We start from the raw sequence: 26,186 nt of genomic DNA, 5'->3' as shown, positions 1-26,186 counted from the left end.
ATACTCCCTGCTTCATTAACTTTCAAAATATTAAAATATCCTATGCTCTTTTAAACTGAATTACCGTACCAACTGCCAATTGTTCCAAATGATCAGCATACCATTGCATAATACCTTTTCTCTCTTCAAAATGAGTTGCCTTATCATACGTCCCTTTAACACCGTTTTTAGTATGAGCTAAACATGCCTCAACCACTTGGGGTTTATCACTAAATTGGTTATTTAATATGGTACTAGCAATATGACGGAAGCCATGAGGGTTTTGCTTTCCACCATACCCAATTCTTTTTAAAGCTTCGATAAATACCGTATCCGACTTAGGTTGCCCCTTATTACTCCTACTAGGAAATAAAAATGGTGAATGACTTGTTAATTGCTTTAGCTCTTGCAGTAACAACAAGGCTTGTTTTGCTAGTGGAACTTTATGCTCTTTCTTCATTTTCATTCTTGATGCTGGGATTAACCATATACCCTTTACCAAATCAAACTCCTCCCATTTTGCCTCTCTTAATTCAGATGGTCTGCTGAAAAGCATTGAAAGCAATTTAAGACCAATACGTGTATCCAATGCAGGGTATTTATCAATAGCCCGCAATAATGCTGGCAGTTCCTCATCAGCGACATGCTTCATCCCATTGCTTTCGTGTTTTTTAAGATACTTATGCAAATTAGTAATAGGGTTATATGTAGCTTTACCTGTCACCTCAGCATAATCATAAATTTCTCGTACCAATGCTGTGACACGCTGACCTGTTTCAATAATTGGTTTACCCGTTCGAGGATTCAGCTTTTTTTGTATCCCCTGAAAAAGATCATGCCATTCTTGTTTATTGATATTTCGGTAATCTTTCTTACCCATTGCAGGCATTACATGATTATTTAATGCACCTACATTACGAGCTGTAGTGTCAGGCGTCCATGTTTTTGTAAGATAAAACTCTTCAGCAAGTTGCTGAAAAGTAAAAGCTCCTTGCTCCAATGTCGCTAGTCTAACTTCCGCTTTCTGTACAACTGGATCAACACCTTGAGCAATTAACTTACGAGCCTCATCAGCTTTCTTTCTTGCAAAGCTTCCACCAACTTCAGGATATGTACCTAAACCCACCCATGACCACTTACCACTGCTAGGCTTTTTATATCTTAACTCCCATCGCTTATTGCCTTTAGGGTGAACTACAAAATGTAAGTTATTTCCGTCATTAATGCGGTACTCTTTTTCTTCTGCTTCCAATGAGCCTAATACGGTATCTCGCATCGGATAAGACTTTACATCTGATTTTTTCATAGCATGTCTTGTATGGTGGCTTTTTACTAATTCATACTATACACGCTACCATACACAGCAACAAGCTATAAGAAACTTCATATAACAGCATAAACAGGCATAAAAAAAAGCCTAAACCATTAAGATTTAAGCTTTATTTACTCATATACCGTAATGTTACGACATACAAATTTAAGAATTTGGTGGAGATGGCGGGAGTCGAACCCGCGTCCGCCAGCACTACGCTCGAGAATACTACATGCTTAGATATCGTCAATTATTTTAACTCTTTGTGACCCGACGAACAGGGTACAAATCGCGATCCTCTAAGTTTAGTACAAAGCCCCGAGGCTTGGCTTTATACGGACTTGTGTGCGTGCGCTTCAGTCGGACTCTCTAACCACAAGTATTCAGAGAGGCGGACAAGCTGCCCTTAGGCAGCTAGAGCGTATGATTCGTCGTTTGCGACTAAAAAATGCAAATTTGATTTACGAGAGAAAATGCGCTCTCGACATGCATCTATGAGTTTCATCACCAGCGTCGAAGCCAGGAACATCCCCAATTGATTTGCAATCATAGCATAGTTTATTAAAAACTAAATGTTAATTTATAACCAATTAGCAAGATATGAACAGAGTTCTTGTGATTGGATCACAGAGATTTTAATAATTTTAACAGCAGTTTCTTTCGGAAATGAACTGATAAGATTATGTTTATACTTATTATTTAGTTATTGATGTTTTTGGAAATACTTAAATTGAAATAGTCACATTTTAGAAATCATGGGCTGAGAAGATTCATAATTATCCTAGATTATTAAATTAAATATAAAAACTAATAGCACACCTATTCATCAGTCAATCTTTGAATCATTATTTTTTTATCAATTTATCTTTATGGGAAGAAGGCTGTCATTTGAGGACAACTTTACTGGTCGACCTATCTACTTTGTTGACAAGCTATTTGAGCATCGTTATTTTGTTTTTATAAGTTCCTTTTTAGAACTTAATATTTTGAGATAAAATTCTTGAGGTGAGTCATGTCTATGTCAGTGTTGAAAGAAAAATCAAAGCAAAAAACACCTGCATCATTCCCAGTACGTCGTATGGATTATGAGTTTCAGGATATGCCTAAGTATTGGTGTAATAATGAGCCTACGTTTACCCATTATTTCACGGGGTTGTCTACATTATTTCCAGAAGGTGAGTCTTATTTTGTACGATCAGTCCGTGCCTTGCGAAGTCAGGTTAAAGATAACCAGCAGTTAGATCGTGATATTGGTGCATTTATTGGTCAGGAAGCCATGCATTCCAAAGAACATCATGCATTTCATCGTAGTGCGCAGCAGTATGGTTTAGATCCTGAATCATTAGAAAAAACCACAGGGATTATTCTGAAAGCGATTGAACGAACTTTTCCCAAAAAATGGAATTTATTGGTTACGGTGGGCTTAGAACATTACACCGCTGTACTTGTGGTGGAAATGATGAAAGATGTGAATGAACTCATGACCGATGAAACCATTCGTAATTTATGGTTATGGCACAGCGTTGAGGAAACAGAACATAAAGCGGTTGCTTATGATATGTATGAATATTTATATGGCAAAGGATTGGCTGCTTATATTCCGCGAGTTGCTGTTTTTACCTTTAGTTTAGCCATGATTACCGCCATGTCGACAGCATATCAAGTGGTACTTTTGAAGCGTGATCAACAACTGTTAAATCTAAAATCATGGCGTAAATTTGCACAACATGGCAGAGAAAAATATAAAGTTTTCATTCCTAAATTTTTAGATTATTACCGTTTTAATTTTCATCCCAATGACAGTGATGAGTCTGAAATCGTCGCAAAAACCAAAGTAAAAATTGGATTATCCCAAGTCGAAAATCATTTACCTGCTTAACTTTGAGGAATAACCCATGCAATCACAAGCATCAAAAGCAAGTTGGGCGATGATTCCTCGACAAGTGAAATTTGAATGGAATGCTTCACCCTTACATTGGATTCCACAAGATCCATTAGCCAGTCATGGTGTTAATCATTTTAGTTTTACCTTGGTTCGTGGTGAGTATTTTTTCTGCCGCATGTTCAATAAAGCCTTGCCGTTGATTGAAGATGAAAAATTAAGAGCAGATACCAAGATCTTTATTCGACAAGAAGCCATTCATTCTCAAGCACATAAAGGCTCAATTGATGCCTATCTAGTGCGCTATGGCGTTGATGTAGAGCAGCAATATAAACGCGTCGTCAATCTGTTTGATCATGTCTTAGCGGACAAACCTTTAGGGTTTAAATTACCAAAATCATGGCAAAGACCTTGGCTAAATGCACGTGTTGGACTTGTAGCTGCTGCGGAACATTTTACTTCTGCAATTGGTCAATATGTTTTGACGCGTTCCGATTGGGAAGCTCGTGGGGGTGATCCTGTGGTCAGTGATTTATTCACTTGGCACAGTGCTGAAGAAGTTGAACATCGCACAGTTGCTTATGATGTTTATCAGCACATTTCTGGAAATTATCTATTGCGTATTGCGGTGATGGCAGTGACAGCACCTATTTTTACTTACCTGATGGCGGCAGGTACAGTACAACTTGCGCAAGATGATCCATTGATTCCGAAGCAGCAAAAAAGCTTATGGCGACCTGCATTTTGGAAGGCTTGGCATCGTTCGGATTTAAATGGCTATATGCCTGGTCCTGTATGGTTTTTGACTACCAGTTTACGGTTCTTTAAACCCAATTATCACCCGTTTTACGAAGCTTCAACGGAGCTTGCACAAAGCTATTTGGCTCAATCTGCGGGTGTACTTGCTTATCAGCAAAAAGCCGAGACTTTGACACAGGTGCAGTCATGAATCATTTTGAAAAAACCAAGCATTATGTGCATTCAGGCAATATCTGTTTAGCAGCTTATCACTGGGGGCGTTTAGATGCGGATCGAGAAACAATCGTATTGGTACATGGTTATCCTGATGCTGCTGATGTCTGGCAGTTGGTTGCCGAACGTTTAGCAGTTGATTTCAATGTGGTTGCTTATGATGTAAGAGGCACAGGGTTGTCTGATATTCCTGAAACCACGCAAGGCTATGCTTTTGATTATTTAGTACAAGACTTATCTCAAGTCATTCAAGCAGTGAGTCCAGACCAAGCCATTCATTTAGTTGGTCATGATTGGGGTGCTTTGCAAGCTTGGGAAGCCGTATTAGGGGATCGTTTAAAGCCTCAAATTGCCTCGTATACTGCATTAGCACCGAGTGCAGATCATGTGGGGTGGTGGTTTCAGCGTCAATTGGCTCAACGAAATTTCCAAGGCTATTTTAATGTCGCCAAGCGCATAACCGCATCTGGTTATATGGCGATGTTTCAGATACCGATATTGCCAGAACTGACGTGGCATTTAGGCTTAGATAAGCTGTGGTCAACGCTTGTGGGTTATTTAGAAAATACCACGGTCGAAGCAAGCCCGACACAACTGAGAAATGCAAAAAGCGGTCTGGGGCTATATCGTCAGAATTTAGTAAAACCACTTTTAAATCCTTCACGCCGTCGCACCAGCATTCCTGTGCAGATGTTGTTGATGAATCAAGATCCGTTTGTGCCCTTGTCATTGAGTCGAGGTATGGAGGAGTGGGTTCAGGATATTCGCTATACCGAAGTGAGCGCAGGGCATTGGGGAATTCTAAGTCAGCCACAGCCGATTGCAGAAAAGATTCAGCAATTTGTGCAATCCATTTCACAGCGTAGATCAAAGCAAATTGCTTAAACACTTTATTTCACATAGAAAATGAGATCAAACAGATGAAAACTCCAAATCAAATGACGGGTTTAGAAATCATGCAGGCATTTCAACAAGGTTTAGTGCCACCACCTGGAATTGCTAAAACAATGGGCATGGAAGGTGTCGCTGAAGTTGAATATGGGCGGATTGTATTTATTGCGATTGCAGATGAACGACATACTAATCCTTTAGGGGGCGTAAATGGTGGTTTTGCTGCAACAGTATTAGATTCGGTGACGGGTTGTGCAACGCATACCGTGCTAGCAGCAGGTGAGGGTTATGGTACAACGGATTTAGCCATCAAAATGTGTCGTCCAATGCCATTTAATAAAAAACTCATCGCTGAAGGAAAAGTGATTAATGTTGGACGTAATTTGGTGATTTCTGAAGGTTATCTGCGTGATGAGGAAGGAAAATTATATGCCCATGCGACAGCAACCAATATGGTGATCCGTACTTAATCGATGTATCAGTCAGTATGTAGGTTCTGAATCAAAACTAAAATGAGTTGTTGGAGATGAAAGATGCAAACCAATTTTTACGCTCGTCATTTCAATAAAGTAATGACTTTAATGGGATTGGGTTTTCTTTCTTTTTTTGGTATTGCTTTATTCGCCATACTTTTTGGATGGACTGATCATCTATTAAAAAATGAGGTCGGAAGACTGATTTTACGTTTAATTCGATGGGGCGGTGTAGAACCACATGCTGAACACTATGAAGCCATGATCTCGATTATTTATGTTGTTTGGGGATGGTTTCTGCTCAAGATTGCCAAGTTTCCTGAGAAAAATATCGCATTCTTGGATTTTACCGCAATCGCAAATATAGGTCATTTTGGATTAATGACAGCAATGGCATTGGTCATGCCGAATGAAAAAATACATCTACTGGGCGATTTGCTTTTAGGTTGGAGCATATTAGTGTTATTTATCGTATTTTGGCTTCCAACTCGCCGAAGTATTTTGCAAGAAACACAATAATTGACAGGAAAAAAGAATGAAAAATTCAGTTGTTTTACATCAGTGGGAAATCTCACCGTTCTGCCAAAAAGTTGCTCGAATGTTGAAGTTCAAAGGCATTGCCTATGAAACTGCCAATTATAATGGGGTTCTAGGTGCGAAAGTGCCGATGTTGAGCAAAGTTGGTAAAGTACCTGTATTGGATATTAATGGTCAACGGATTCAAGACAGTACGCGTATCGCTCGTTATTTGGATGAGACTTACCCTGAATTACCTCGTTTATATCCAGCAGATCCTTTGCAAAAAGCCTATGTTGAACTTTGGGAAGATTGGGCGGATGAGCTGCTATATTTCTATGAAATTCATTTCCGCGTGAGTGATGCTGAAGCATTTAATCATGCTGTGGCAATCAGTGCTGAAGGTCGTCCTAAGCATGAAGTTATTTTGCTGAAACCGTTATTGAAATCAGCTTTGAGTTTGCAGTTAACAATGCAAGGTACAGGACGTATGGCAAAAGCGGATATTGAGGCTGAATTTATTCGACATTTGGAACGAATTGAGTTGGTCTTGAGCAAAACGGGTTGGCTGGTTGGCGAGGTAAAAACGTTGGCTGATATCTCAGTTGGTTCACAGCTTCTGGAAATCGTACGTACTAATAAAGTATGGGGCGCAAAAATTAACAGCTATCCACATATTGCACAATGGATTGTCCAATTATGAGTACGCCAAGTAACAGCATAAAACTAACCAATCCGATACCATGTGCGGTGGTGATTGGTGTAGGTGCTCAGCAAGGCATTGGTGCGGCAGTTGCACGACGTTTTGCACAAGCGGGTTTAAAAGTCTATGTGGTTGGACGTACGTTGCAGAAGGTTGAAGATGTCGCTGCTGAAATTCGATTACATGGTGGAACGGCAATCGCAAAATCGTTAGATGCGGAAGACCCTGTACAAATTCAGATTTTGTTTGACTCGATCAATCACTCAGATGAACAGATTGCAGCAGTGATTCATAATGTCGGTGGTAATGTTCCTTCAATTTTCCTAAAAACGTCGCTTCAGTTTTTTACGAAAATGTGGCGTTCTACTTTTTTATCTGCCTATTGGGTATCGCAAAGTAGCCTAAAGATCTTTGAACAGCAACAAAAGGGCACGTTGATCTTTACTGGAGCAAGTGCCTCAATGCGAGGAAAACCATTTTTCGCAGCTTTTACCATGGGGAAGTCAGCATTAAGATCATATGCTTTAAATCTCGCACAATGCTATAAATCGCAAAATATTCATGTGGCGCATGTGGTGGTTGATGGCATGGTCGATGGTGATCGTGTCAATAAGGCTTTATTTGGCTTAGGGCGTTTGGCTCGGTTGACGCGTGGAACGGGTGGTTTAAATATCGAAGCAATCGCTGAAAATTATTGGATGCTGTATCAACAAAGTAGTGATTTGTGGACACATGAATTGGATTTACGCCCGTATCAGGAGCGATTCTAAGATGAAAAAAATATTCACACGATTGTTTCAATCACATCTCAAGCAACAGCCTTGTATTGTTCTTTTCGGCGATGATATTCAAGCCTTGAGCCAAGTTTGTATCGAACAGCATAAGCATAAAGCAATGCATGTTTATCAGGTCTTACATGATGCCAAGCAAAATTCGGTCAAGATTGAATGCCAAAATTCTGAATTGACGCTTGTCTATTTAAACTTAATCAATCAGATGGCTTTAAAAGATTTGATGCAGCATATTCGACAGCAAGCACATCAGATTGAACTATGTATATTTCAGCCTAGTTTTCATTCATATCCTCAAAAAGAAGCTGAATTAACTCAACAGATTGAACAGCAGTGGCAAAATACGGGACTAAGTGCCGTCAGTGTTTCACAAGTCATGATCAAGCAGATGCTGCGTCAGCAAGGTGGTACATTGATTTTTCTTGGAGGGCAACCGACGATGGCAGCACATGTCGATTTTCTGAGTCAAAGTATGTTTGCAGGTATTCGAGCATTATCACAATCTTTGGCGAGAGAGTTTCATCCGAAAGGGATTCATATTGCGTATTGTATGCTGCTTGATTGGGATAGCCAAAATAAGGCATTGATGACATCAGTTCAAAATCTTTGTTGGCATATTTATCAACAACCTGAGTCGACTTGGAGTCAGGAACTCAGTAATAACATTTAACATGCTATAGTTCTCGCTTGTTTATGATAAGCCCAACTGAATGCTTAAGATTGTTGTAATTATAATTAAGAAATATTTCCATAATTAAAAAAATCAGAAATTGATTTATAACGATAGGGATAATTTTAGGTTTATTTTTGCTTAAGCTCAAAATTTAGGACAAGAATATTTTACACTTGATTTACTTCGATAGACTAAGTCAATCAAGTGTAAATTAAATAAGAAAAATATAGCAATATGCAAGCTCTTATTTGGTAAAAATAATTATTTGATTTAATTTAAAATTTTATAAGTTATTTATAAAATAAATTCAGATAGGCTTTAGGTGTTCAGATTAAAGAAGATAAGAATGATTGAGTAGTTCTGATAAATATACAAGGAGTAGGGTTGAAATGTGTCGTATTTGGATCATGAGTATGTAAGACCGAGATGGTATGGATCATAATTAAGGAGATGAGCCTTTGATGTTAGGTTATAAACATATGAAGAAAATTCTAAATAGCACTTAAGGTTTGAATTATCGAATTATTGTGATTTAAAATCATGAAGATTTAGTACTTGATGATCTAGGATGATGCAAATGACTACTGATTTACAAAAGAAATTTGATGAAACTTTTGGAAGTAAAGTACTCGTTGGTTTAGTACAACATTTCTTAGAACATGCGAGTTTTTTTGGCATTAATAGATCAGAACTTTTATTACAAGGTGATTTAACAGAAGAGCAACTTGGAGATTCAAATCAATGCATCTCTTTACATCACTTTGAAAAAATTACTGCTTATACTTTTACTGTTTGTAATGATCCTTTAATTGCTTTGAGCTTTTTTCAAAAAATGGATTCCACAGCCTATGGTGTTTTGGGGCATTTAGTACCTTTATCTTCTAGTTTGAACAAAGCTATTGAAACATTAAAAGAGTTCCAGCCTTTAATTGGATGTATTGGTGATATCTCTCTTCAAATTAAACCAGATGTTGTGTATTGGAAATGGCAATGTCGGTCAAATGATCCAATTTTTAGTCGTTGTGCTAATGAATACAATTTAGCATGGTGGGTTAGTCTGCTACGTTTAGTTCGAAATGAAGACTTTTCTATACTGCAAGCAGTTCATTTTAATCATAGTTTAGCAAATTCTGAATTACAAAATTATTATAATGATTTTTTTGGTTGTCCCGTTTATTTTAGCCAAAAAGAGACGGCTTTGTTATTGTTACCCAAATCTTTAACCATGACACTGAAGACTGGGAATGCAGGTCTATATGATAGTGTCAGAATATTCGCTTCAAAACTATTAGAGCAACAACGGGTTGAACAGACTTTTATGGAGCAAGTGAGGGCACAAATTTATTTATTGCTCCATCATGATCGCTTGTCTCGTGAAAATGTTGCAGAACAATTAGGTATCAATGTGAGAACCTTGAGCCGAAAGTTACAGTTGGAGGAAAGTTCTTATAGTAAGTTGCTTGATGAGGTCCGATTTGAATTAGCCGCAGATTATTTAGGGAGCCATCAACATTCTGTGGTATTTATTTCTAAAGCATTGGGCTTTTATACAAGCCATTCTTTTATTTCATGGTTTAAATTACAAACAAATCTCACTCCGACTCAATATCGTAGACATATAAATGGTCAAAAAACTGACTGATTTTTGTACAATCTCATGTTATTAATTTTATTTTGTCCCATATTAGAAATCAATTGACTCACAAGCGTTACTTTTTACTTTCTGGTTAAGAATATGATCAATGGATGATCTAATAAATTATGTAAATCTTAATATTCAAGAGATTTACTCATTTATGTGGGTTTAAATTTTGGTTTAACCCTTAACCCTCGGGAAGTGGTTGACTAGAAATTACATAAGGATATCAATCACTCAGCGTATAGCCTTAGAACGGTCAATCTGAGTAATGGCAGGGAACGAATATGAAGGTACAGCAAATTTATAAACACTCTATAGGTCTAATCTTACTGAGTTGTGCCGTTTCAGGTTGTGGAGGGAATAATGATAGTGCCTCAATTACAACGCCTGAAGTAGAGGAGTCTTGTCCAACGATTATGGATGAGAAACAATTTACCGATGCCAAAACTTTGGAAAAACTGGTAGAAGTTGGTCCTGACTTAGCACAATTACGTACTACAGGTAGTCCAGCGCATCAGCAATTGATTGATTGGATAGAGCTTGAAGCAAAGAAAATCAATGGTATGCAAGTACAATCCGATAGCTATGAAATTCAGCGCTGGCAACCGATGATTGCTGCTGAAAATGGTAAAGGTCGTAGTTTATCTCGTTCAGGACAGTTATCTGTAAATGGTAAAGAGATTGCGATTGCAGGAGCTGTTCCCTATTCATTAGGTACTACTTTGGCTGGTACTACTGCGGAATTAGTCTTTTTAGCCAGTAATCAACCAATCACTGCTGAGCATAAAGGTAAAATTATTGTACGTGAAGTTCCGACATCACAAGACCCTATATATGCGAATATAGTCGCACCACCTTATGCCTTTTTATTTCAGTTTGCAAAATATCTAAGCCCTGCTCTTAATGAGCTTAAAATGCAAAGGTATGATAAACCTTTTTTAGCTGGCGAATTGATGAATAAAGATTTGGTTGCTGCTGGAAAAGTAGGCGCAGCTGGCGTGATTCTTGGTTTCGATGTTCCTAAAGAACAAATCAAAGACTACTTTGATCCGCATAACGGTTTGCATTATCGACTTCCTGCTGTCTTTTTAGGAGTGGATGAATTTGCTGAAATCAAAGCTTTTGCCTCAAGTAATATGCAAGCAAAAATCGTTGTACAGGCAGAAAGAGATACTGCAACTACTCGAAATTTAATTGCTACATTACCAGGTCAAAGTAATGAAAAAATAGTATTTGTTGCCAATACAGATGGTAATACATGGGTACAAGAAAATGGTGTAAGTGGCATGCTTGCATTAGCGCAATATTTCGCAAAACTACCATTAAAGTGTCGACCGAAAACTTATGAATTTGCATTCAATACAGCGCATTTACATATGTCGAAAGAAGGAACTTTTAGGTATATGGAAAAGTTAAATGAAGAATATAACGCGAAAAAAGTGAGCTTTGTTTTTGCTGTGGAGCATCTTGGAACACGTGAGATAATTGCGAAACCGAGAAAAGATGGGGGAGTGGGAAGAAGTTTAGAGTTTTCGGGCAAAGCAGAACCTCAAGCTTGGTTTGTGCCAGAAGACCATCTTTTAATGCAAAGAGTTGCATCTGAAGCTGCGAAAAGACGTAATTTACCAGCAGTTTTGATTACAACAGGACAAGATGTACCTAATATTCAACGTTTACCAAAACAGTGTGATTTTGGCGGGATTGGTAATGCATCACATAAAAACTTGATTCCAACAATGGCTACGATTTCAGGACCATGGTCACTTTGGGCACCATCATTTGGTCGAGATGCAGTTGATTTTAATTTGATGCGTAATCAATTATTGGCAATTGGAGACTCAGTTTTGTCATTGCAAAACCATACTAGAGCTGAAATTGATGGACCTTACACTGCATGGAGAGCTGCAAGTGATCAAGGAAAATTAGTTTGTACACATTCAATCAATAGTGGTGTTGAGGATGCGCCAAGTAGTGTGAACTGAGCATTGAAGTGATTTAAACGTATTGGGAGGAGTTAGGTAGATCATATTTAAATTTTTCTACCTAACTTGAGGGATATACCTTACTGAATTTATTGACTTAAAATCATTCTAAAATATTTAGATCATAATTTTTCTTTTAGCCATCCATAGGCTGCGGCAAACGGCAGAGCAGTTCTCGCTAAATAAGACACATGCCATAACCCACCGTGATTTGCATTTTCCATGATGAGCTCTAATGGATGGTTCAATTGGGTCTCAGGATTGGAGGCACTCTCAGGATTATTCAAATCGTGTACCCATAGTGCAGCCATGATTGCATTAGTTGTTTCAGGGTTGAATGTTTCTACCTTGAATAAATCAGCCCCAGAAAAAGCAGCTTTGAGTATCGGGTTTTTGACAACTGAGTGAGTTGTTGTAGAGGGTGCAATATTAATTACGGTCTTCTGACCACGCGCACGCGCACAAATTGCAAACCACTGTTGTAAGCGTTTGGCGAGGGCATAATTTGGCCCTTGTTCAATGACCATACAATCAGCAATACCATATTGTTGCCCATTATCTGATTCAATTAATTGTTTTGTATTGGGTCTAAAAAAATTGGTTAAAGAAATGTTATGAATTGATTTAGTGAGTAATTTTTCGAATAGAGACCGTTGAGAAGCCCTTTGTTGAACAGATTGTACAACGGATTTTGGAATCGCATAAATATCTGTTGGAGTCAGCATAAACATAATACTACTATCAGATTTAAGAAGACTAACTTGTTCCATGATGCTAATCATGGCGATAGAAACACGAACATGCTTTTCACCATCTAAATACGCGATTCCCGCTAGATCTAAGGTTTCAGTAAAAGTGTTTAGCCAATTGGCAATTTCTGGTGTTTGGGTCAGTAAGTTTGCTCCGAGTTGTTGTTGATTGTTCTCCGTAATGATTTTTGGGGCGATTAAAGTGGCATTTCCTTGTTGAATGACTTTCGTTATTTTTTCCCAAATCGCTGTTTGTGGTAAATCAATTGCAATAATATTGGCACGCCATTTTGCAAGCCAACTTAAAGGACCAGCTTCAGAACCTGCACCAAACAGCACCATAGTACGTTTAGACAGATCAAACCATTCAGGATGTTGAGTTAGCAAATGTAAGGCTTTAGCGTGACTTGGTTCGATAATTTGTTGTTGTTCCCAAAGATTAATTTGTTGTATTAAAGCTTCGCCTTGTAATTTTTTTCCATTATATGGAATAAACCAAGGTTCAATTGTTGGACTGCCTGTTCCTTTTAATATAAATTTTTCAAAGGGCTGCCCTTTAAAATTATGCATGGCATCATTTAAGGTATTGTGCTGTTCCCCTCGATTGAAGGAAAAAGATTCTTTAGCTACATTAAGTCCATGTTGAGCGATACATAAAGGATGATGTATAGAGTCAATTCCTGACCTTACTATTTCCTGAAAATAAAAGGGATAATTTTTTCTCCAATTTTTTTCACTCGTCAGTTGAGCAATATAAGGAGAGTCTACACTTTGAAGTGCTGACTTTAAAATTTGTTTCGCTGTATGTGTTGTGCTGGGTGATTTGCAACCAGATTGTATTGAGAATTGTATGCCATCAGAATTAGATCGTATTTTTTTGCTCAATTGATTGCTCCAGCTATTCAGTATGTTATTCAGAATAAAGCGAAAACAATAAATAAAAAATAGCGTAAAAGGGGCAATTTATGATGATTTTGGGGCATTAAAAGTCATGCTGAGCAGATATATCTCAATTAAAAAAAGAACTATTACAGATTGTTATTTAAATTTTGATAGTTTTTTATAAATTGTAGGGATAGGTAAAATATTACTTTCTAAGTTAATTTGAATAAGGAAGTTTTAGTTTATGATTTAATTTTTTAATATAACCCGAATCCTGCTTAAGCCTATATTTCCATAATACGAATTATCGGCTTGTTTTGATAACATATTTGATAAGCACATAAAGATGCATAAATACCAGCTAAATAGTCTCAAACACTTCTAGCTCTAGTTGTCACTAGATTGATGGGCATTGATCAGATGAATCATGCACTGATCATAAGGAAGCTGTTTAAATAAATGGTTTTTGTATAGTTTTAATGATGTAAAGAATGCTTTGAAATTATTGAAATGAGAGTATTTGTACCAAACAGCAATAAATATAATTTCAGAAATACTGAGCTGAGCAGGTCGACTTCTTAGTCGTTGAAAGTTCTGTTTTAGAAATTTCTAATAGATTGATTCGAATTTTAGAAAAAATCATCAATGATGCAGAATAATTGGGTATTATCGAACATAAAGACTAGAGCTGTGAGTTTGGTGTGGTAACTCAACTGACGGCTTTAACCTTTCTCTTTTTCAAGTCAATTGCTTATCCGACATTCAGGTTAATTATAAAACTATGGAGGAAGCAAAAGCAGATATTAAACATTAAAATGAGCTATTTTATAATCAATACAGAATTAAAAGAGAATTGGAATTTAAGACACCAAACCAAACGGCAGAGGGCTTTTATAGCTTGGTTTCTTAGAATCTCTCAAGTGAAATCTTATTGTAATTTCAGTACACCTCAATTTAAATTTTAGTTGCATCATAGCCAAATAAAAGAGGAAACCTACGTTTCCTCTTTTTATTTTGGTTATGAATTGATTTTTAGAGCTTTAGTAACTTGCTTTTAAAGTCAGAAGAAAGTTACGCGGTTCGCCATAAAAATTACCATAACCTGGATAACCGATTGTACTGTAATAGGTTTTGTCAAAAATATTGTTTAGGTTAAGTGCGATATTCCATTGCGGATTAATATCATAGGCGATACGAGCTGACCAAATAGCATAATTGGGTTGGACTAGCTCAATATTTTTCAATGCACCATCAAACTTTTGGGTGGCTGGATTAAATTCTCTGACCCATCCTTTGTTATAGTTTTTACTTTGAGCAATTACACCTCCGCCTATTTCTAAGCCATCGACAATTTGATCAAGCTGATAGGTTGTCCAAATTTTTAACAGATTTTTGGGGGTGTAGCTATTGTATGGATTTTCAGTATTATCCTTTTTCTCGTTTTTATTGTAGGTATAACCTACAGATAAATTCCAGTCAGGGCTAATATTGCCATTGAGTTCAAGATCAACTCCTTTACTTTCCATAGAGCCTGTACCGATATAACAGCATAATGAGTTACTGTTTGGAATGCTGGTATAGGCGTTATAAACTTTTTCCTTTTCTTTTTTGATATCGAAGTAAGCAATGGATGCAAGCAAGTTTGCATTAAGTTGATGCTTGATACCAAATTCAATATTTCGCCCCGTTAATGGTTCTAGTCCAGGACCATCGACCGCTGTTAAATAGTTACGCTGATTTTTATAAATTTCTGCAAAGCTTGCATAGGCTGTTGTAGTAGGCAAAATATCATAGGTAATTCCATAATAAGGCACAAATTTTTTGTCTTCTGTATAGGTATTTTCAATATTGCTATTGTGGTTATTGATGGTTAACTCATCTTTAAAGGTGTAGCGGCCACCAAGAATGAGGGCTAAATCATCAACAGGGCGTAATTTTAAAGAACCATAAAGTGCAGATTTATTATTCTTATTGGTAGTATTGTTTTCCCAAGAGATCGCTGGGTAATCCCACTCTGGTGGTGCAACGCGATTAAATGCATCGCCATCAGCATAATAAGTCCAGTTCTGTCGATAATCTTTTTGACTGTTGGTGTGATCAATACCTAAAATCAGATCATGTTTTTGTTCAAATAGATTAAAGCTGCCTTGTAGGTTTAAATCCATTGTAGTTTCTTTAAAGCGGGTATCATCCTGATAGCGCCACCATTGACTTTGGTGAGTGTCATAACTAACAGCACCCTCCATTTCAGCGCTATTAATCGCATCATTACCAATATTGTGACGTACATTGAGTTGTGTTTTCCAGTCATCGTTAATTTGGTGTTGAAGATTGGCGAAGAAGGATGTGTTTTTACGTTCGATCCACCCCCAAGGTGCTCCCATTGTCGTGTTGCGGGGTAAATGCAGATCAGCACCATCTTCCCATCGAGGTAAACTGGCATTAAAAGCGTCCATTTTATCTTTTTGATAACTGAAACCTGTAAACAATGTTGTTTCTGGTAATAGATCAAAGCTTAATGCACCATAGATCATCTCGCGGCGGCTTTGTGTTGGTTTGTAGAAGAAGTCTCGATCTTGGAAAACAGTGACCAAACGACCTTTAATACTTTGATCTTGTGTTAAAGAACCTGTCGCATCGAATTCGCCACGATAATTATTCCAGCTACCGGCTGAAATTGATCCATTGATTTCGGTTTCTGCTTTTGGTCGTTTAGAGGTGAGATTAATTACACCGCCAGCTTCACCTGCACCGAATAAACCATCCGCACCACGCAATACTTCAACTGCATCATATTGTGCCATATCGGCACTATTACTACGGTCTTCTAGACTCGAGGTACTGCCACCATCATAACGAATATTTTCAATCTTTAGCCCACGAGCACTATAGTTATTATTTAACCAAAGTTGTTCACGCGTTACGCCTGTTGTTTGTACTAACACATCATCAAGGGTTTTTAGACCTTGTTCATCAATACGTTGCCTAGACATGACGGTCACGGATTGGGGAATCTCCTTAATATTTTGAGCTCCCTTTCCAACATTCGCTAAATTTGAGTTAACTGCTTTTATTGAAATTGTTGGCAGCTGTATTGAGTTATTCTGATTATTAATAGTGTTATTTTTAGTTGATTCTGCTTTGGTATAAATCGTTTCTAACTGAACCACCTTAGGTTCAACTGAGGCCATGACTGTTTTGGCTTGAATGCTATATCCCGCATTGGCAACTTTGATTGCTTCAAATGCATGTGGTTTAAGCAAAGTCTCTAAAGCAGTTTCTACTGAATAATTTCCTTTTAGTGAGGCACTTTTTATTTTAGAGAGTGTGGTCGAGTCATAGCTGATGGTGGTGCCTGTTTGAATCGCTAGCTGTTTAAGTGCTTGGTCGAGTGTGGTTGAGCTAATTGAAATCTGATAAACATTGGCAGCATAGGCAGAAGTCATTGCAATGCTGATAACGCTGAGTGGCATGCCCCATAAAATGGCGCGTACAGCCAACGCCAAGGTAGTTTTGGCCTGATAATCCTTCATGTGGTCTTCTCGACTGGGAGTGTATTTCTCTATAAGTCGGACAAGATCAAAAAAAGGATCATCTTTTTATCTTTTTTTTATTTTTAATAGATATGGACTGTAATAGCTCAGCTCAAGTTGATGGGTATAGGCCAGTGTCTCTAAGCTTTGTTGAGGATTCTTTAATGAAAACACGCCGGAAACGCGAAGGTCTTTTAACGCTGGTTCGATGAAATAAGTGCCTTTTTGATAACGATATAGCTCACCAATGACTTTTTCTAGTGGCCATTGTTCTACCACCAGTAATTGTTGAGTCCAGTAGGGCTGCTCGTTATTCAATGGCAATGGTTTAGAGGTTTGTTGACTGTTGAAATATGCACGTTGACCTTGCTTTAAAATCTGTCTTTTCCCAGAATCCTGCGGCTGTAAAGCGACTGCATGTTGATACACTTTGACTCGAGTTTGGTCGTGATGCTCTTGTCGTACCGTAAACTGAGTACCCAAGGCCTCAATTGCACCATCTTTGGTCTTCACCATAAATGGACGGTGTTGCGGATCTTTGGCGGTCTGGATATAAATTTCACCTTCGATCAGTTGAATCTGTCGAGTCTGTTCGGAGAAATTCACGTTGATATAACTATCACTGGCCAAGATTAAGGTTGAACCGTCTTGCAGTGCAATGGTTTTAATTTCACCAACCTCGGTATGATCATCAGATTGCCATTTTGCCCAAGGCAACAAATACATTCCGCAACTGATAACCAATAATCCTGAAAGGCTAAACAGCATATTTCGTTTTGCAGTCAGATTAAATTTTTGCTTGGACTGGACTAAAGAATCTGAGGGAAAGTGGTTAGATAAACCTGTTAAGCCCTGAGTAAATGTATTGATTTGCTGAATGGCGAGGGCATGTTCTTGCTTTTCTGCTTGCCAATGTTGAAATTGTTGCTGCTCTAACTCAGTCATTTCACCTGAATGTAATAGCACCAGCCAATCTGCGGCTTGGTCCAATACATGATCATGGATTTTAGGGGCTTGAGACATAGCAGCAAAGCAAATTCAGCAATTAATCGGTCTGATTATAAAGACTAATGCAGGCCAAGAAAGCCTGTTTCATATCTCTTTTGACCGTTGCTTCTGAAATATCCAGTTTTTCACTAATCGCACGATAGGTCAGTCCATCCAATTGCGATAATAAAAACACCTGTGCAGTACGTTGAGGCAGTTTTTCCAGCATCAAATGTACTTGATAAAGTGTTTCACGAATACAGACTTCATGTTCAGCAGAGGGATAATATTCTTCTGGCAGTTGTGCAAGTGCATCTAAATACAGGTGTTCTATATGTTGGCGACGCCAATGGTCGATGATCACATGCTTGGCAATACCCATCAACCATGCTTGAGGTTCTTTAATCTTTTCAAAGCAATAGTCACTTTTTAAGGCACGGTAGAACACCTCCTGACTCAAATCTTCAGATTGGTGATGATGTTGCAGTTTATGCTTAAACCATGACAACAGTGTGCTTTGCTGGGCTTGATAAACTTGGCTAAACCATAACTGTTTTTCTACATTTAGGTTCATGACGGGGAGTCCACATATTGGCAGGCAGAAGCCAATCACAAGAGGATGAAAAATACTCTCAAATAGTAATGATAATTGTTATTAATATCAATAAAATTGTATACAGACTTTTACAGAAAAAATTGAGCTGATTTTGGATTTCGTTCGACTAAACCAATGTAGGGGAACATTTTGTGTTTTCTTCATCTCCCATATTTTTAATAAATTTTGTTTGATTAAGTAGAGCATGCTATGAGTGAACAGCAAATTGATTTAAAACCACAACAGCATTCTCGATCAAATAAAATCAAATGGTTGATTGCCGTGGCAGTGCTTTTATTGCTGATGGTATGGGGTTGGAATTATTGGAAAAAATCCCAAGCTGATAAACAGGAGTCGTTTAGCCAATGGAGTAAACCTGTGCCTGTGCGTGTGGTCGGGGTACAACGTGGCGATTTGCAATTACAAATTAAGGCGATTGGTACAGTGGTTCCAGCCAATACTGTGAATGTGCAGAGTCAGGTGTCAGGGGTGTTGCAAAAACTGTATTTCCAAGAAGGACAGTACATTCAGAAAGGGCAGTTGTTGGCACAAATTGACCCGACACCATTTCAGGTGGCATTGGCACAAGCACAAGGGACACAACAGCAAAATTTAGCGCAGTTGCAAAATGCACAAACCGAATTGAATCGTTATCAGTTGCTATATAAGCAAGATTCGATTGCCAAACAGCAAGTCGACCAACAACAAGCCTTGGTTAATCAGCTCAAGGGACAGATGCAAGCCAACCAAGCACAGGTGGACGCAGCCAAGTTACAATTGTCTTATACCAAAATATATGCACTGATTGAGGGTCGTGTCGGCTTTCGCTTAAAAGATGCCGGTAATTTAATCCAAGCTAATGAAGCAACAGGGTTGTTGAGTATTACCCAAATCCATCCTGTGTATATTCAGTTTGCGGTTGCTGAGAACTATTTAGATACGCTGCGCCAAGCCACAAAAAATAAGCAAAGTATTCAAGTCAGTGCTTGGGATCGTGCAGAACAAAAACAATTGGCGACAGGTTCAGTTCAAGCACTGGATAATCAGATTGATCTGAATACCGGCACACTGAAAGTAAAAGCCGTTTTTGCCAATCTCGATGATGCTTTATTCCCCAATCAATTTGTCAATGTTCGATTAAATGCCAAGACCTTGCAAAATGCGGTGCATTTACCGAGTGATGCCATCCAACATGGGGCAAAAGGCACTTATGTTTATATTGTCAATAAAGAAGATAAAGCCGAAGTGCGTATGTTAAAGCTGGGTGCGGTTTCACAAGGACAGACCGAGATCATTGAAGGTTTACAGGGCAATGAACGGGTGGTGCTAGAGGGGATTGATCGACTTTCCGAAGGGCAAGAAGTACAAATTGTTCAGGATGATGTTTCTAAGCTATTACCAGTAAAAAATGTAGCTGGATAAGCGCATGAATATTTCCAGATTCTTTATTTTACGACCCGTTGCCACCACTCTATTGATGTTGGCACTGTTTTTTAGTGGTCTACTGGTTTGGCGCATATTACCCGTATCAGCATTGCCACAAGTCGATTATCCGATTATTCAGATATACACCTTTCAGCCGGGTGCAAATCCAGACACAGTACAGCGAACCATCAGCTCACCGTTGGAACGAGAGATGGGCAAGATTGCAGGTTTGAAACAAATCTCTTCGAATAGCTCGGTTGGTGCTTCGGTGATCACCCTGCAATTTGAGTTATCTGCCGAACTTGGCATTGTCGAGCAAGAAGTACAATCGGCCTTGAGTACCGCAAGCAGTAAATTGCCCAATGATTTACCGACACCACCGATTTATCGCAAAGTGAATCCTGCCGATGTGCCTGTGATTACACTTGCGATCAGTTCTGACAGTTTGCCATTGACCACGGTCTACGACATGGTCGATACCCGAGTGGCGCAAAAACTGTCTCAGCTTTCAGGTGTGGGGATGGTCAGCCTTGCAGGTGGGCAACGTCCTGCAATCCGTGTGCAGATGAATCCAACTGCGCTTGCGGCATTTAAGCTCAGCGCTGAAGATGTACGTACGGCTATTTCTGCTGCCAATGCCAATCAACCGAAAGGGAGTTTTGATGGGCCTTTTCGATCGACCATGCTCGATGCCAACGACCAGATGCGTTCGATTGCCGATTATGAAAACCTGATTTTACGTTGGAATAATGGCGCACCGATTCGTTTAAAAGATGTTGCACAGGTGCTTGAGGGCAGTGAAGATCGCTATATGGCTGCATGGGCGGATAGCCAATCGGCTATTTTGGTGAATATCCAGCGTCAGCCCAATGCCAATGTGATTGAAGTGGCCGATCAGATCAAAAAAATACTGCCTGAATTACAACAAAATCTACCTGACAATGTTCATATTCGCGTCCTGACTGACCGAACGGAAAGTATTCGTAGCTCAATTAAAGATGTACAAAAAGAATTGGTCTTCGCCGTATGTTTGGTGGTGTTGGTCACCTTCTTATTTTTACGTAACTTTGCTGCGACCCTGATTCCGAGTATCGCCGTACCGCTGTCGATTATTGGTACTTTTGTATTGATGTATTTCCTTGGCTTCTCGGTCAATAACCTGACTTTAATGGCTTTGACCATTGCCACAGGTTTCGTGGTAGATGATGCGATTGTCATGCTCGAAAATATTGCACGACACCGTGAGTCAGGTGAAAGCATGTTGCAAGCAGCATTGAAAGGTTCTAAAGAAATTGGCTTTACCCTGATTTCCTTAACGATTTCACTGATTGCTGTTTTGATTCCCTTGCTTTTTATGGGCGATGTGGTCGGACGCTTATTCCACGAGTTTGCGGTAACACTGGCAGCTGCAATTGCACTTTCATTGCTCGTTTCGCTGACTTTAACTCCAATGATGTGTGCCTATTTACTTAAAGATGCACCGAAGCATGCAGAGCAGCCGAGTCGATGGAGTCTGGATCGTGTCATTCAGCATTATGCCAAGATGTTGCAATGGGTACTTCGACACCAAGTACTGACCTTGATGGTGATGTTGGCAACAGTGCTACTAGCAGGACTACTGTATTGGTCAATTCCAAAAGGCTTTTTCCCAGTACAGGACAATGGTGTGATTCAGGTGGTGACGGAAGCGCCTGACCAGATTTCATTTCAGGCCATGAGTGAACGTCAACAGGCTTTGGCCGAAGTGATTTTAAAAGATCCTGCGGTTGCCAGCTTATCTTCCTTTATTGGTGTGGATGCCAATAATCCGAAGTTAAGCAATGGACGTATTTTGGTGAATTTAAAACCGCATGCTGAAGGTGCACCTGCTACGGAAGTGATGGCACGACTGAATGAAAATTTTGCACAGGTACATGGCATTAAAGGTTGGATGCAACCTGTACAAGAGCTCAGTATTGAAGACAAAATTAGCCGCACCCAATATCAACTCAGTGTCACTGCACCGAAAAATCAATTGGTTGAGGAGTGGACACCCAAACTGGTTCAGGCCTTGCGTCAACAGCCTGCATTTGCGGCAGTGGCCAGTGAAGATGCGGGGCAGGGTTTACAAGCCTATATCGAGGTCAACCGTGATGCGGCAGCACGTTTGGGATTAACTCTTGAAGATATTAGTCTGGCTTTGCAAAATCTATTTGCTCAACGCCAAATCGCAACTTTATACACGCAATCTAATCAATACCGTATTGTTTTAGAGCTAGACCCAAAACTCACCCAAGGGATTGAGGCCTTAAACCAAACCTATATACATAATAATCAAGGACAGCCGATTTTATTGAGCTCTGTCGCCATGATTGTCGAAAAACATGCACCGATTCTTTTACAGCAACAGTCGCAATTTCCTGCCGTTGGCATTTCCTTTAATTTAGCCAAGGAGGTGTCTTTAGGCGAGGCGATTGAAGCGATTGAACAAGTGAAGCAAAGCCTTGAGCTACCGCCGGAGCTACAGGTTCAACTGCAAGGCGCAGCAGCAGCTTTTGAAAATTCACAGCAACATACCTTTTGGTTGGTGATTGCCGCAATTGTGACCATGTATATTGTACTGGGGATGCTGTATGAGAGCTTTATTCATCCTGTGACTATTCTTTCAACCTTACCTTCTGCCGCGATTGGGGCCTTACTGGCCTTGTTTATGGTGGGTCAGCCGTTGGACATGATTGCGCTGATCGGGATTATTTTATTGATCGGTTTGGTCAAGAAAAACGGCATCATGATGGTCGATTTTGCACTTGCAGCGCAACGTCATCAGGGCTTATCAGCTGAGCAGGCGATTTATCAGGCTGCTTTATTACGTTTCCGTCCGATTTTGATGACCACACTGGCCGCAGTGGTGGGCGCAATTCCGCTGATGCTGGCTTCGGGTTCTGGGGCAGAACTTCGCCAGCCTTTAGGTTTGATAATGGTGGGTGGATTGTTGGTGAGTCAGGTGCTGACCTTGTTTACCACACCTGTGGTGTATCTGTTTTTTGATCGTCTGCAAGCAACGCAAACTGACTCAAATATGCTTTCAGATCAGACAGGAGCTTCACAATGACGTTGCTGTCTGTGTTTGTGCAACGCCCAGTGGCCAGTGTACTGTTGGGGATCGCCATTGTTCTGCTGGGTATATTGGCCTATTTGCGTTTGCCTGTTGCAGCATTACCGCAAGCGGATATTCCGACCATTGTGGTGCGTGCCAATTTGCCCGGTGCCAGTCCAGAAAGTATGTCTGCAACCGTAGCAACCCCATTAGAACGTGCCATGATGGGCGTATCTGGGGTTAAAGCGATTAATTCATCTAGCAATCAAAGTTCGACACAGGTGGTTTTACACTTTGATTTAAATACCGATATTAATGAGGCCGCGCGTGAGGTTCAGGCTGCGATCAATGCGGCAATGTCACAGCTACCTGCGGGCATGCCGAGTCCGCCTGAATATTTTAAAATCAACCCGAGTCAAAGCCCGATTTTTTATTTGGCACTCAGCTCAAAACAACTTTCAGCGGCAAAGCTATACGAAATTGCATCCAATCAATTACAGCCCAATTTGGCGCAGATCAGTGGGGTCGGTGAAGTGGCAATTGATGGGGCTTCCATGCCTGCCGTGCGTATCACCATCAATCCAACTGCTTTAATTTCAACGGGCATTTCTCTCGAGCAAGTGCGACAAGCTGTCGCGAAAAGTAATGTGGTACAGGCATTGGGCGTGGTGGAGCAACAGCAATTGCGCTGGCAAGTGGCGCTCTCTACAGAATTAAAGACCGCCCAAGATTTTGCCGATCTGATCATCCGACATACCGATCAAGGCGTAGTTCGCTTAAAAGATATTGCAGAAGTGCGTGATTCGGTTGAAAACCGCTATATCAGTGGTTTTCACAATGGACAGCCTGCGGTGATTTTAAAGATTAGCAGACAACCCAATGCCAATACCGTGGCGACCATTGACCTGATTAAAGCCAAATTGCCCGTTCTAAGAGAATTGATGCCACGTGATGCGCAATTGACTGTGGTGATGGATGGCTCGACTATTGTCCGTAACAGTTTAGAGGAAGCAAGGGATACCTTGTTTTTATCCATGTTGCTGGTGGTCATCGTTGTGGTGCTGATGTTGGGGCGAATGCAAAGTGCGGTGATTCCCGCAATGGCACTGTTGGTCACTTTAATTGGCGTATGCAGTCTGATTTATTTGGCTGGATTTTCACTGAATAACCTGTCGATTATGGCGATCATCGTGGCGATTGGTTTGGTGGTGGATGATGCCATTGTGGTACTCGAAAATATTGAACGCTATATCGAACAAGGCGATTCGCCTACACAAGCAGCGGTAAAAGGCATCCAAGAGGTTGGCTTTACCTTGATTGCCATGAATCTGGCATTGATGGTGATTTTTCTCTCAGTCTTGTTTATGGGCGGTGTGATTGAACGCTTGTTTAGAGAGTTTTCGCTAACATTGGTATTTGTGGTGGTTTTATCGGTCTTTGTTTCCTTGATTTTAACTCCAAGCTTATCAGCACGCTGTTTAAAACCTCTATCTCTTAATCACCCTCCACGACTGTATCGTTATAGTCATGATCTGATTCAGGGGCTGACCCAGTCTTATATTCGCTCTCTTCATTGGGTACTCAAACACGCTTATCTGATTGTGGTGCTGTGGCTGGCGGCAATCATTGCTTCAGTTTATCTCTACAATTTATTACCCAAACGCGTTTTGCCTGAACAAGACACGGGGCGAGTAGGTGCTTTTATTCGAGGCGATGACGGTTTCTCTTTTCAGATTATGCAGCCGAAGATTGCTGCATTTAACCAAGCCTTACTCAAAGATCCTGCGGTGCAGGATGTGGTGGGCACCTCAGGCGGTGGTGGTGGCATGACCAACTCATTTTTAATGGTCAGTCTCAAACCAAAAGCTGAACGGGACGGTTTAAGCTCCAAACAAGTGGTCGAGCGTTTAAAGAAAAATGCACCTTGGCAGGCGGGGGCAGTATTCTCCGCAGATGTCGAACAAGATTTGGAATTGGATGATCCTTTTTCCAGTGGCAATGCCCAAGAATATTTGCTGTTACTGCAATCTGACAATGTGAGCTTATTACGTGAATGGGCACCCAAAGTGGCCGAGGCTATGCGTAAACTGCCTGAGTTTGAAGAGGTGGAAACACAGGGTGATGAAGGGGCACAACATGTTACTTTAGACATCGACCGTGAAGCGGCGAAACGATTGGGCATTGATATTGAAAGTATTTCCAGTGTGCTCAATAACTCCTTTTCACAACGGCAGATTTCCACAATTTATGATCGCAATGATCAGTTCTATGTGGTGATGGAAGTTGACCAACGTTTTACCGAACATCCAGAAGCCTTGGCGGATGTGAAAGTGCCAAATCAACAAGGGATCTATGTGCCCTTAAGCAATTTTGCAACTTGGAGTTATGGCATTAGCAATGATCGGGTTTATCGCCGTAATCAATTTGCTGCCATGGGTGTTGGCTATGTGGTGAAGAAAGGCTATAGCTATGAACAGGCAGATGCTGCGATTCGTCAGGTCTTGCCAAAGATCATGCTGCCAAAAGAAATCTTTGTGATGACAGATCGCGATGTCGAAACTGAAAGTCTACAGGCAGGTTTGAGTACGCCTGCTTTGATTGCGGCGGTGATCGTGCTGATTTTTATTGTCTTGGGGATCACTTATGAAAGTATTGTGCATCCTTTTACCATTTTATCCACCATTCCGACAGCAGCTATGGGCGCTTTACTTAGCTTATGGCTGTTTCAGATTCCGTTTAGCCTGATTGCCTTGTTAGGTATCTTTTTGCTAATCGGGATTGTAGTGAAAAATGCAATCTTGCTGATTGATTTTACTTTGCAGCAACGACGTCAAGGTCACACCGATTTAGACAGCATTATCGCTGCGGCAACATTGCGTTTTAGACCGATTTTAATGACCAATACCGCAGCTTTATTGGGCGCCATTCCTTTGGCACTCGGTTGGGGAGAAGGCTCGGAAATGCGGCAACCACTTGGGATTGCCATTGTTGGCGGATTGGCGCTGGGTCAATTATTAACCTTATATACCACCCCTGTGATGTATCTCATATTTGAAAAATTCGCTCAATTCCTGAATCGCTTCAAACTGCGATTGAATATCTTGCGTTGGAATAAATAGGAAGTCG

At 40.0% G+C, this 26,186-nt stretch carries 18 protein-coding genes, 1 other RNA gene and 1 pseudogene; 13 read left to right on the top strand and 7 right to left on the bottom strand.

Going from position 1 to position 26,186, the window contains the following annotated elements; translation table 11 throughout:
• Positions 1–40 precede the first annotated feature (40 nt).
• Positions 41–1,285 carry a tyrosine-type recombinase/integrase gene (locus C502_RS0100545; protein ID WP_018676909.1) on the bottom strand — a complete coding sequence of 415 codons (1,245 nt, stop codon included), beginning with the start codon at positions 1,283–1,285 and terminating at the stop codon, positions 41–43.
• Positions 1,286–1,465: 180 nt separating this feature from the next.
• Positions 1,466–1,824: a transfer-messenger RNA gene (gene ssrA, locus C502_RS18700) on the bottom strand.
• 479 nt (positions 1,825–2,303) lie between these two features.
• On the opposite strand from ssrA, the gene C502_RS0100540 reads away from it, so the two are divergent.
• The 10 genes from C502_RS0100540 (at position 2,304) to C502_RS0100495 (ending at position 11,813) form a co-directional block, all read left to right on the top strand.
• Positions 2,304–3,170 (top strand): metal-dependent hydrolase, encoded by an 867-nt coding sequence (locus C502_RS0100540; RefSeq protein ID WP_023274491.1) that lies wholly within the window; start codon positions 2,304–2,306, stop codon positions 3,168–3,170.
• A gap of 16 nt (positions 3,171–3,186) precedes the next feature.
• The gene (locus C502_RS0100535; protein WP_018676907.1) at positions 3,187–4,122 is read left to right on the top strand and encodes a metal-dependent hydrolase; all 936 of its coding nucleotides are present in this window, start codon (positions 3,187–3,189) and stop codon (positions 4,120–4,122) included.
• On the top strand, positions 4,119–5,030 hold the full coding sequence (locus C502_RS0100530) for an alpha/beta fold hydrolase (protein WP_018676906.1): 912 nt from the start codon (positions 4,119–4,121) through the stop codon (positions 5,028–5,030). The genes C502_RS0100535 and C502_RS0100530 overlap by 4 nt, the downstream gene beginning before the upstream one ends.
• A 35-nt stretch (positions 5,031–5,065) precedes the next feature.
• On the top strand, positions 5,066–5,506 hold the full coding sequence (locus C502_RS0100525) for a PaaI family thioesterase (RefSeq protein WP_018676905.1): 441 nt from the start codon (positions 5,066–5,068) through the stop codon (positions 5,504–5,506).
• 63 nt (positions 5,507–5,569) lie between these two features.
• Entirely contained in the window at positions 5,570–6,028 is a 459-nt protein-coding gene (locus C502_RS0100520) for a DUF6632 domain-containing protein (protein WP_018676904.1), read from the top strand.
• A 16-nt stretch (positions 6,029–6,044) separates the two neighbouring features.
• On the top strand, positions 6,045–6,728 hold the full coding sequence (locus C502_RS0100515; RefSeq protein WP_018676903.1) for a glutathione S-transferase family protein: 684 nt from the start codon (positions 6,045–6,047) through the stop codon (positions 6,726–6,728).
• The gene (locus C502_RS0100510; protein WP_018676902.1) at positions 6,725–7,498 is read left to right on the top strand and encodes an SDR family NAD(P)-dependent oxidoreductase; all 774 of its coding nucleotides are present in this window, start codon (positions 6,725–6,727) and stop codon (positions 7,496–7,498) included. Before C502_RS0100515 ends, C502_RS0100510 begins: the two co-directional genes overlap by 4 nt.
• Position 7,499: 1 nt before the next feature.
• The gene (locus C502_RS0100505; RefSeq protein WP_018676901.1) at positions 7,500–8,189 is read left to right on the top strand and encodes an SDR family NAD(P)-dependent oxidoreductase; all 690 of its coding nucleotides are present in this window, start codon (positions 7,500–7,502) and stop codon (positions 8,187–8,189) included.
• Positions 8,190–8,769: 580 nt separating this feature from the next.
• Complete coding sequence (locus C502_RS0100500; RefSeq protein WP_018676900.1) at positions 8,770–9,834, top strand: AraC family transcriptional regulator; 1,065 nt, start codon at positions 8,770–8,772, stop codon at positions 9,832–9,834.
• Positions 9,835–10,115: 281 nt separating this feature from the next.
• Positions 10,116–11,813: a hypothetical protein gene (locus C502_RS0100495; protein WP_018676899.1), complete on the top strand. Its 1,698-nt coding sequence runs from the start codon at positions 10,116–10,118 to the stop codon at positions 11,811–11,813.
• A 122-nt stretch (positions 11,814–11,935) separates the two neighbouring features.
• Here C502_RS0100495 and C502_RS0100490 read toward each other — a convergent pair whose 3' ends face one another.
• The 5 genes and pseudogenes from C502_RS0100490 to C502_RS0100470 all read right to left on the bottom strand — a co-directional run bounded on the left by C502_RS0100490 (position 11,936) and on the right by C502_RS0100470 (position 18,538).
• Positions 11,936–13,447: a hypothetical protein gene (locus C502_RS0100490; protein WP_023274492.1), complete on the bottom strand. Its 1,512-nt coding sequence runs from the start codon at positions 13,445–13,447 to the stop codon at positions 11,936–11,938.
• Positions 13,448–13,846: 399 nt separating this feature from the next.
• Positions 13,847–14,121, bottom strand: a pseudogene (locus tag C502_RS18695) (IS982 family transposase); the annotation flags it as partial.
• A gap of 363 nt (positions 14,122–14,484) precedes the next feature.
• Positions 14,485–16,977, bottom strand: coding sequence for a TonB-dependent siderophore receptor (locus C502_RS0100480; RefSeq protein WP_018676896.1), 2,493 nt, complete (start codon positions 16,975–16,977; stop codon positions 14,485–14,487).
• A gap of 66 nt (positions 16,978–17,043) precedes the next feature.
• On the bottom strand, positions 17,044–18,000 hold the full coding sequence (locus C502_RS0100475; RefSeq protein ID WP_018676895.1) for a FecR family protein: 957 nt from the start codon (positions 17,998–18,000) through the stop codon (positions 17,044–17,046).
• A 22-nt stretch (positions 18,001–18,022) separates the two neighbouring features.
• On the bottom strand, positions 18,023–18,538 hold the full coding sequence (locus C502_RS0100470; RefSeq protein WP_018676894.1) for a sigma-70 family RNA polymerase sigma factor: 516 nt from the start codon (positions 18,536–18,538) through the stop codon (positions 18,023–18,025).
• 231 nt (positions 18,539–18,769) lie between these two features.
• Between C502_RS0100470 and C502_RS0100465 the strand changes: the two genes are divergently transcribed.
• From C502_RS0100465 to C502_RS0100455, 3 genes are read left to right on the top strand one after another with little or no spacing between them, the layout of a single operon-like run.
• A complete protein-coding gene (locus C502_RS0100465; protein ID WP_018676893.1) occupies positions 18,770–19,981 on the top strand; it encodes an efflux RND transporter periplasmic adaptor subunit in 1,212 nt (403 codons plus the stop codon).
• A 4-nt stretch (positions 19,982–19,985) separates the two neighbouring features.
• Positions 19,986–23,075 carry a multidrug efflux RND transporter permease subunit gene (locus C502_RS0100460; protein WP_018676892.1) on the top strand — a complete coding sequence of 1,030 codons (3,090 nt, stop codon included), beginning with the start codon at positions 19,986–19,988 and terminating at the stop codon, positions 23,073–23,075.
• Positions 23,072–26,179 carry an efflux RND transporter permease subunit gene (locus C502_RS0100455; RefSeq protein ID WP_018676891.1) on the top strand — a complete coding sequence of 1,036 codons (3,108 nt, stop codon included), beginning with the start codon at positions 23,072–23,074 and terminating at the stop codon, positions 26,177–26,179. The genes C502_RS0100460 and C502_RS0100455 overlap by 4 nt, the downstream gene beginning before the upstream one ends.
• Positions 26,180–26,186 lie beyond the last annotated feature (7 nt).

Source organism: Acinetobacter tjernbergiae DSM 14971 = CIP 107465, assembly GCF_000374425.1.
Classification (GTDB): Bacteria; Pseudomonadota; Gammaproteobacteria; order Pseudomonadales; family Moraxellaceae; genus Acinetobacter; species Acinetobacter tjernbergiae.
Note: the sequence above shows the minus strand (reverse complement) of the source record. Positions and strands in the feature narration are given on the sequence as shown.